Here is a 7,235-nt window from a genome sequence, read left to right as displayed (position 1 = left end):
CTGCATCAGTGAGGTTGCTGGAGTACGCCATTAGTATTAGATTTTAGATGCTGAGGAGTACCTTAATTCAAAACCTCATAAGATGTCAAATGGGTTCTATAAGTGCAACGCTTCCTCACGTTTTGAGTCAGTCAGAAGCATTACTATAAAAAAGTTTTAGTTATACCTTTGCCTTAGCAAATCTGCAATTGAGGTTAGTAATTCAGTTGGTTGTACTGGTTTGGCAACGTGTTTTTGAAACCCAGATGCTAAGACTCGATCGCGATCGCTGTCTCCAGCATAGGCTGTAAGGGCGATCGCAGGAATTTCCCCTCCCATTGCTCTGAGTACCCTAATCAGGCTATAGCCATCCATCTCCGGCATTCCTAAATCACTGATTAACAAATCAGGTACAGTCTTTACTATGACAGCCAGTGCCTCAGTTGCTGATGCTGCAAGAGTTATCAGCGCCCCATTCTGTTGTAGCAAAAAGTGTAAAAACTCCCGTGTATCTGCATCATCATCAACAATCAATACCCGTAGTCCAAACAGAAGTGACGAGTTAAATTCCTCCCCTGCCTCCCCTGCTTCCTCTGCTCCCCCTGCCTCCCCTACTCCCTCACTCTCCTTCATCACGGGCAGCTTGACAGTAAAAGTTGCTCCCTGTCCAATTCCTGGGCTAGCTGCTGTTACAGTTCCACCATGCAACTCTACCAGGTGGCGAACTATTGCCAATCCCAACCCCAGCCCGCCAAATTTTCTGGTTGTGCTGCTATCAGCTTGACGAAAATATTCAAATATGTGAGGTAGGAATTCAGGAGAAATACCTTGACCTGTATCTTTAACTTGAATCAGTGCTGAGTTGGAATTCAATTCCCGACTCAATGATAGCCTGACTTCCACAGATCCATTACGGGGAGTGAACTTGACTGCGTTCGATAGTAAATTCCCTACAACTTGCTGTAAGCGATAATAATCGCCTAACACTCTACCAACATTGGGGTCAAGCTGTATGCTGATTTGGATGGATTTGGTTTGGGCTATTAACCTGACTGTTTCTAATGCAGCATCAATTACAGCTACCAGATTAACAGTGGCAAAAGTCAGATTTAACTTACCACGAATAATTCGGGATACATCCAACAACTCATCAATTAATTGAATCTGCAATTGAGCATTTCTTTCGATGGTTTCCAAAGCACGATTTGTAGTAGCTTCATCAAATTTGCGGCTTTTGAGTAGCGATGACCAGCCTAAAATGGGGTTGAGGGGCGATCGCAATTCATGGGAAAGAACAGCGAGAAACTCATCTTTGTTCCGGTTTGCCTGTTTGAGTTCCTCTGCTTGTTGCCTAAGTGCCTGTTCTAATTGCTTCCTGGGGGTTAGGTCAAGAATAAAACAGATCCAAGACGCTGGATCTCTCTCCACTAAAGCACCACCGATTAGTATGGGAATACGGGAACCATCTTTGCGGATGTATTCTTTTTCATAGGGAGTACATACTCCAACCGTTAAAAGTTGCTCTAGCCCCAGATCATCAAAAGTGTGATATTCAGGCGGGGTGATGTATTGTCTGCATATCTTACCTGCCAAGAGTTCCTCTCGGCTATAACCCACCATTTCTAAAAAAGCCTGGTTTGCCTCAGTAATGCAGTCAGGAGTGGCGAAGATAATGCCAATAATATTGGAATCAACTAACCGCCTTAATTGAGTTTCGCGCTGGCGCAAATCATTTTCTGCTTGTTTGCGCTGGGTAATATCCTGGGTAGTACCCATCATTCGGACTGGCTTCTCCTCAGCATCGTAAAAGACACGACCTTTGGCAGCAATCCAATGAATGCTACCATCAGGCCAAACGCTGCGGTATTCAACGTCAAACTCAACCTTTCCCTGAAAAGAGCAGGCGATCGCTTCATTAATGCGTTGACGGTCATCTGGATGTATGCACTTGAGGAAAAGCTCATAGTCCATTTCGACTCCTGGAGCCAGTCCAAACAACTGTTTACATTTCTCTGTCCAAATTAACTCGTTGGTGGTGATATTCCAAAACCACATACCCAATTCAGCAGCCGTAGTGGCTAACCGAATCCGTTCTTCGCTCTCGCGCAAGTTTGCTTCAGCTTGCTGGCGTTCGCGCAACGCAACCTGCTGTTCAGTAATATCAGTACTAGCACCAACTACCCTAACTACTTGACCATTTGCATCCCGGACAGCAAACCCCTGGTCTACCGCCCACAAATAGCGGCCATCTTTGTGACGGACTCGGTACTCGATGTTATAACGGTTACTACTGTCCATACTAGCGATGAACTGGTCATTAACTCTTTGTTGGTCATCAGGGTGGATGAGTTGTTGCCACCACTCGAAGGTCGGTTCAGTTTCTTGTTGTGTATAGCCAAAAATCTGGGTTAGACCCTGGGTTCTTTCCACACTACCTCTGTGAATTTCCCAGTCGTAAATTAGACAATTAACTGCCGCTGCTGCTAGCTCAAACCTTTCGTTACTTTGCCGCAAAGAAATTTCTATGTGTCGTCGCTCTGTAATATCAAAAGCGATCCCCAAAAGATATTGTGGCAATCCTTCAGCAGTTCTGCTGTATACAGTGTCATGGCTACAAAACCAGCGCCACTCTCCATTAGCGTGTCGAATTTGGTACTCAAAGGTGAGGACTTCGCCCTGAGCAGCAGAATTAAATTTTTCAAAATAGCTAGGGAGTCGAGCCAAATCTTCAGGGTGTAGAAGTTGGGTAAATAACTCCTTTCCCATTGCCTGGATTTCTGCTGGTGTGTAGCCCCAACCTTGAGCAATTTCATAATTAATGTAAGAATTTCGCTGCTCAATTAGGTCATAAATGTAGAGTATCCCCGGAAGAGTGCCAGCAATTTGTTGAAACAGACGTTGACCATCCCACTGCGGCTTAAATTCATCTGTATCAACGAAGAAGCAGGGGGACTCGGGGCCCCCACGGAGTGGGGATTGGGGGAGAGGGGGCAGGGGGATAGAATTCTCCCCTTTTCTCTTTGCTCCACTTCGGCTACGCTCAGTGACTAGCTGCTCCCTTGCCTCTTTTTCAACTCGTTGAGTATCTTGATCACAGCTAGAGTTTTCCTCAAGCTGTGCGTGCTTAGATTCAGTAATATCCGAAAAAGTTGTAATGATCGCGTAGGGAGTGCTGACTCCAGCTTGGAATAGAGGTTGTGAAGACAACAATAACCAAACTAGCTGACCATTTGGTTTATGGAAGCCACACACAACATTCAAGCAAGGTTTACCTGTTTTACAGGCAGCGATCGCTGGGTGAGTCTCGCTGGGCAAAAAAGAGCCATCTTCATGAATAAATTGCCACTTGGGATTGAGCCAATTTTGCCCTACAAGCTGCTCTGCGGTCAGTCCCAAAATGCGATCGCAAGCCGCATTGCAAGCCTGGATAGTGCCATCAGCCAACTGAAGCACCATTCCCTCTTCTTTACAAGCTACCAGCAAATAATTTGCTTTTTTACTAGCTTGTGAGTGCAGTAGCTTCTCATTAGCCAGTTGGTTTTGGAAATTTTCCGCGTCTGGCATTCTAAAAAGTTAAATAAATTTAAAGTTAATCTCAGATTTAGTGGCTCATATTTACATAAATTCTAGGGCAATTTGTTCCAAAATATTATCGGTCTTTTAATCTTGCTCTTAATCAGCGATCGCCTAAAACTTTGTTTTCAATCCCCAATGCCCCTGACATTTACATCAACTCCATCTCCCGCAACCCTTGGCGTAGTCTCTTCGCCTCTTCGGGATTATACCTTTCATGAAGGGCGATCGCTCTTCTAAAAGCTGTTAAACTATCTTGATGATTGCCAACTTTGAGCAAAACTACCCCTAAATTTTGATACGCTTCGGCATAGTTGGGATTTAACGCGATTGCATTTTGATAATATGCGATCGCATCTGTAAATAAACCCAAAGCTTTAAATATCATCGCCAAATTATAATGTCCAAAAACAAAATTAGGGTCAATTTTTAAAGTTGTGGCGTAAGCAGTTTTCGCGCCGTTAAAATCCCCTGCTGCTTTGAGTAAGTTACCTAAGTTGTTATATGCGCCTAGTTTGAGTATGGGATAAATTGGCAATTTGATGGCAGCTTGATAATGAGAAATAGCCTGTGGAAGTTTTTGCAAGCGACTGTAACCAATGCCTAAATGATAGTGGAGTTCATATAAAATATCGTAGTTTTCTTCAGCACTAATAATTCCTCGTCTAAGCAACTCCATACCTTGGGTAATCTTCCCGGTTTCCACATACAATGCCCCTAATTTACTACAAACATAGGGGTCATCAGGATGAGTAGCAAGAAACCCTTCCATCGCCGTAGCTGCTTTGGCATATTTGTTATTTTGAGCGATCGCACTTTTTTGATATCCTACGTGTAAAATTGCCACTCCTGGTAAATAGCCTACTTGCCAATGAGGTTCTTTGGTTATAATTGCTGACACGCTATCATCGACTAAGGCATGGTAAGGACGGTCAAAATGGATATCTGGATGATTGCGAAACAGTCTAGAAACCAGAGAATAGGGAGATTGTTCTGCACCAACTTCCTGGCGGACAAGGTTGATGAGCAGGTATTCGTCTCTTGCGATCGCCTCTCGCAACTGCGGTACAATTGCTGGAGTCAGAGCCTCATCAGCATCTAATACCAGAATCCAATCACTAGTGACATATTTTAGAGCTGCATTGCGAGCAGCGCTAAAATCATTACACCATTTGAAATGATAGACTTTTGCACCGAGTTGTTGGGCAATATGGGGAGTGCGATCGATTGAGCCTGTATCCAAGACTACCATTTCATCCACCACTTTTCTGACACTGCCCAGGCATTTAGGCACTGTTGTGGCTTCATTTTTCACAATCATGCACAGACTCAAACTCATAAGGGATTTTCAGTTAAAAAAACATCTAATTGTAAAAGCGCAAGGTCTTGCACTCTTACAAATATACAAATAATTTAAGCTCATCCCACCCCTAAAAGGGTATGGGATAACATGAAAGACTGTTGACTGTTAACCGTCAACATTCAACGGCGTTGGGGCTTGTCTCATCCGATCTTTAAAAAGAGTGGGTTTTCTCGGCGCTTTTTTATAATTTATCAAAGCAGATTCAGTTAGGTATTCTGATCGAAAAAGGGGAATGAATAAATGGGTTTAAGACCACGCTAAATCGTAAATTTAGCGGTCACTGAGCTTATTGAAGTATGGTCTTCAATGAGTGGCGGGTTTGAATCAATACACTTGGGTTAAGCATTTCTTTCTTCTCTTTGCGTCCTTGGCGTTCTTCTCTAACGAGACGCTGCGCGTTGGCGGAAGCCTGCGGCAAGCCGCTTTGCATCTACGTTAAAAAATTGACTTTGGCAAATAGTTTTAGGCTTAACTGAACTGTATTGGGGTTTGAATCCCCCACTCATTGATTCTGACCCCTGAATTCTGGCTTCTCAATTTTTCTTCAACAAGGTATTTAGAGAGATATAGAACCTTTGATACTGACAAGAGGGCTTTTCAAACATTATATGAGTAACGATGAATTTTATAGTGATAAAATTATCAATACGAGACGCTGCGCGAACGCTATTCAATCTGAGTTTTGCAACAGAGACGCTGCCACTTGTTGGTTGCTATTTACTTAATTTTTAAACTAGATATTACCCATTTTAAAGGCTTATATATCTAGATTATACATTATATAGAGAGTCATATACAATGAAAAATCCATTTGCTAAAACTGCAAATTTACTTCGCAAAAATATCAAAAAATATTTGCGATCGCTGAACGTTTGGTTTTTAGATACACCAGAAAGGGCACTCTTAGAAGCTCAACAAGCAGCTCAGAGAATTAAAAACATTGAGAGAGAACATTTTAGCGGCAAGAAAATTTCTTCAAGATCAGTAGATTATACTGAAAACGTGATGTCTTATTGGCAAGTATACCTAGATAAGAATTTAACTATTATTAAAGTAAGACTGATAGAGTTTCGGCTTAGTCGTAAAATTTTCAATTTATCTAATTCTGATTTATTAGAAAAATTGAAGGTGATTGATGAAGTTTTAGAGAAGTACCTTATTAAAGATGAACTAATCCATAACAGCGCGTTAGTCTCAAATTCTCAATCATTACAAATTAACCAGAGCGAAATTAACAAACAGCCAGATTCATCTAAGGTTAATGATATTCCAGCTACACCTCAATCTAGGTCTATTGGCAAAAGACTTAATAGAATTAAAGCAGAATTTTCCCCGCAGGCAGAAGAAGAATTTATAAGAAATTACCGAATTTCTCGAAATAAAACAAGGATTGCTTTGAGATTTCTAATATCTCTAATCATTATACCCATTTTAATTCAGCATTTATCTAAAGAATTCTTAATAATCCCTATATTAGAAAAAAATATAAGAGAGAATACAACTCAAATTTTTATCAATTCTGATGTAGAAAAAGAAGCTCTTCATGAATTATATAATTTTCAATCGGAACTGAGATTTGAATATTTACTTAATCAAGCGCCTCCACTTTCTTCAAATGTAACTCAAGAGAAAATAAGAAACAAAGCAATTGAAATAGCTAAAAAATCTCATATTCAAACCATTAACGATATTAGCAATATTATTGTAGATTTAATTTCACTAATTTCTTTTAGCCTAATCATCGTTCTAAGCAAAAGAGAAATTGTAATTGTGAAGTCTTTTATGGATACTATTGTCTTTGGCCTTAGTGATAGTGCCAAAGCTTTTTTAATCATTCTCTTGACAGATATATTCGTAGGCTTTCACTCACCACATGGGTGGGAGGTTATTCTTGAAGGTTTGGCAGGACATTTGGGTTTGCCAGCTACTAGAAATGCAATATTTTTATTTATTGCGACATTCCCTGTAATTTTAAACACTATCTTCAAATACTGGATATTCCGCTATCTCAGCCGCTTATCTCCGTCGGCATTAGCTACATTAAAAGAAATGGACGAGTAATTTGTAATTTAGGGAACTCCAAAAATTGAAAGAAACAGGGCGTCACCGAGCGTCTGGTCCCTAAATGCGATAGGATATTTTTTTAGTTGGAAGTCCCTTATTTTGCTGCCAGGACTTACGCAACTGGCACAGGCGATCGCTAATCACTGGTACTTTAGTACTATAAAAAGGCGTTTTAAAATCAGCCCTTTTTGGAATTGTTGATAGTAACTAATCAAGTAGATTCCAAGAAAAATTTTATGAGAGAATAAGTAGCAGG

General features: G+C 41.0%; 3 protein-coding genes. 1 reads left to right on the top strand and 2 read right to left on the bottom strand.

Annotated features, from left to right (window positions below; genetic code table 11):
• Positions 1-156: 156 nt before the first annotated feature.
• Together H6G26_RS36480 and H6G26_RS36475 are read right to left on the bottom strand one after the other, a co-directional pair.
• Positions 157-3,543: a PAS domain-containing protein gene (locus H6G26_RS36480; protein WP_190736320.1), complete on the bottom strand. Its 3,387-nt coding sequence runs from the start codon at positions 3,541-3,543 to the stop codon at positions 157-159.
• Positions 3,544-3,703: 160 nt separating this feature from the next.
• Positions 3,704-4,873 (bottom strand): glycosyltransferase family 2 protein, encoded by a 1,170-nt coding sequence (locus tag H6G26_RS36475; protein ID WP_242054198.1) that lies wholly within the window; start codon positions 4,871-4,873, stop codon positions 3,704-3,706.
• A gap of 840 nt (positions 4,874-5,713) precedes the next feature.
• Here H6G26_RS36475 and H6G26_RS36470 point away from each other — a divergent pair.
• Positions 5,714-6,976 (top strand): proton extrusion protein PcxA, encoded by a 1,263-nt coding sequence (locus H6G26_RS36470; protein WP_190736313.1) that lies wholly within the window; start codon positions 5,714-5,716, stop codon positions 6,974-6,976.
• The last annotated feature ends 259 nt before the right edge of the window (positions 6,977-7,235 follow it).

This window comes from Nostoc sp. FACHB-888 (assembly GCF_014696655.1).
GTDB lineage: Bacteria > Cyanobacteriota > Cyanobacteriia > Cyanobacteriales > Nostocaceae > Nostoc.
The sequence above is the reverse complement of the archived record's forward strand: the minus strand, read 5'-3'. Positions and strand labels throughout refer to the sequence as shown.

Coding starts and splice junctions, on each gene's coding strand:
- H6G26_RS36480 (WP_190736320.1), bottom strand. CDS start 3,543: ATGCCAGACGCGGAAAATTTCCAAAACCAACTGGCTAATGAGAAGCTA.
- H6G26_RS36475 (WP_242054198.1), bottom strand. CDS start 4,873: ATGATTGTGAAAAATGAAGCCACAACAGTGCCTAAATGCCTGGGCAGT.
- H6G26_RS36470 (WP_190736313.1), top strand. CDS start 5,714: ATGAAAAATCCATTTGCTAAAACTGCAAATTTACTTCGCAAAAATATC.